This is a genomic window from Phascolarctobacterium succinatutens YIT 12067 (assembly GCF_000188175.1).
Taxonomy (GTDB): Bacteria; Bacillota; Negativicutes; order Acidaminococcales; family Acidaminococcaceae; genus Phascolarctobacterium_A; species Phascolarctobacterium_A succinatutens.
Genome location: NZ_GL830914.1, coordinates 1 through 2,590, shown reverse-complemented (window position 1 = coordinate 2,590; position 2,590 = coordinate 1). Strand labels below are relative to the sequence as shown.

Annotated in this window: 1 pseudogene; it reads left to right on the top strand. The window is 45.2% G+C overall.

The features are described from left to right. Positions 1-81 precede the first annotated feature (81 nt). A pseudogene (locus HMPREF9443_RS07435) lies at positions 82-2,590 on the top strand (hypothetical protein); the annotation flags it as partial.

The window sequence follows — 2,590 nt, the reverse complement described above, 5'->3', positions numbered from 1 at the left end:
ACGGGATGTTTTCCGTGTGCGAAGTTTGAGTTCAAAGTAATTTGGAGTGAAGCGCGTAACGCATATGTCGTTGTTTCCGAAATGGCAAAAAGCCATGGAACTAAAAGCTGCTCTACTAAAAAACTGTTGGCAATGCTGATTGCTACAGGTGTAATGACCTGTGCAAGCGTAGCACCGGCAATGGCGGCTAATTTGGCGCCGGATGATACCAAGATTGAAGTTGGTAAGGATGCTAAAGCTAAAGGAACTGACGGTGTTGCTATTGGTAAAGGCAGTGAAGACAGTGCAGCTGGTTGGGCAACTGCTATTGGTGGTGATGCTAAGGCAACTGGTGCTTATAGTGTAGCATTAGGTAAGGATGCTAAGTCTACGGAGCTTCAAAGTATTGCTATTGGCAATGAGAGTGCAAGCAGTGGCGGCAGTTCTATAGCTGTTGGCACTAGGGCAAAAGCAAGTGGAGGTACTAGTATTGCTATTAGTCAGGATGCTAATGCCAGCGGAGAGTCAAGCATGGCATTTGGTATTTCGAGCACAGCCAGTGATCGTCATACTATTGCTATTGGTAGCATAGCTAAAGCACTTGCAACTAATGCTATTGCAATTGGCAGCCAAACTATAGCAGATAAAGATAACAGTGTTGCTGTTGGCCCTAATATCCAGCATATAGGTACTGGTGCAGCTGCTGTAGGCGCACAAGCCAATGCAACTGGCGATTACTCTGTGGCAATGGGCAATTTGGTAAATGTTGATGCTGATTGGAATAAAAATCATCCTGGAGAATCGAGAAAGTCCGGTTCTTTCTCTGTTGCTCTTGGTTCGCAATCTGGAGCGTGGGGTGCTGTTTCTACTGCTGTAGGTGCTCTTTCCAAAGCAGAAGGCGAACAAGCAATAGCTGTTGGTTATATGAGTCAGGCCAATGTTGCTAATGGCACTGCTGTAGGCGGTTTCTCTAAAGCGGAAGGTGAATATGCAACAGTTCTTGGCTATGCTGGAAAAGCAAGTGGTTATTGCAGTACTGCTTTAGGCGATTTTGCTGAAGCAAATGTTAGCAAGGGTGTTGCACTGGGTGCCTCCTCTGTTGCTGATAGAGAATCCCATGTTGTTGGCTTGTATGCTCCTGATGAAGATAAAGACAGCCTTACTTGGAAAGCCAACGCTGGTGCTGTATCTGTAGGCAGTGCTACCATTACTCGTCAAATTACTAACGTAGCAGCTGGTTCTGCTGATACTGACGCTGTTAACGTAGCACAGCTGAACGCTGTAAAAGCTGCGGCAGGTAAGAAAGTTTCCTTGGTTGACGGTGAAAATACAAAGGCTACATTAGTTAAGGATGACGCTACAGGCACACAGTATAAGGTAGATGTTGACCTTTCCAAATACGCTAAAACCGAAGACCTAGCAGTAGTTTATGACAAGAATAAAACATCCTTACGCAGCACTAATGCTACATTACAAACATCTTCTAAAGAAGAGGAAGCAGTGGATTCTATTGCACTCGGCAAAGATGCATCTGCTGTTAAAGAATCGGTTGCTATCGGTAATGGTGCAAGCGTAGTTGAGGGCAGTAATGGCTTAGGCGGTGTAGCTCTTGGCTATAAAGCACATGCCGGCTATAAAGGAACCTCTTTGGGCTCCAATGCTATCAGTGGTCGCGAAGGCACTACTCTTGTAGGTGCCAATACAAATTCCGGTAGTCTGTATACTACTGTTGTAGGTACTGATTCTGTTATTAACAGTGATGGAACGTCTTATGAAGCATTTGGTAGAAGCATAAATGTTCAGGGTGCAACGGCAACCGTTGTCGGCTCTAAGAATACTGTAGATAATAAAAACGGTAAGGTTTATTCCGGCGTAGCTAATAATGTTATGGGCTCCGCAAACACTGTCGAGGGATCTAATGGTGTAACGATTCAGGGTACCGGCAACAAGGTTACTGATGCCTATAAGGATATGAATATAGGTGCTTTTGAAGCATACAATATTAGCAAGGGTGACTATAGCGCATTGGCTAAGAAAAAAAGCGGTGCCATTGCAGTAGTCGGCGGTGCCAACACTGTTTCCAAACAGACCGATTCTACCGTTATCGGCTATGATAACAAACTTACCGGTGATAATGAAAAGGGTAGCCATGACGTATTCATGGCAGGTTCTCACAATGAACTGACTAATGTTTCCGATTCTATTGTAATGGGCAACAAAAACGTAATCACTGGCGTAAGCAATGTTATTTCCTTCGGTCATCAAAATGAAATTACAGCCAATAATGCAGTTGCTATCGGCAATGGTGCAGGCGTAAGTGCAGAAGGCGGCGTTGCTCTGGGCGTAGGCAGCGTAGCAAGCACAGCTGCCAACGCGCTTGGCTATGGTGCTGCTGAAGGAGAAACCGGTATTGCTTGGAAGGCAACTAATGGTGCTGTTTCTGTAGGCAGTTCTGTAGAGGGTAAAAAAATTACTCGTCAGATTACCAACGTAGCAGCAGGTACTGAAGATACTGACGCTGTTAACGTAGCACAGCTGAAGAAGGTAAGCGACAGTGCTAATGCAGGTTGGAATTTGTATACCAACGGTGTTGCAACCAACGCAACCAACG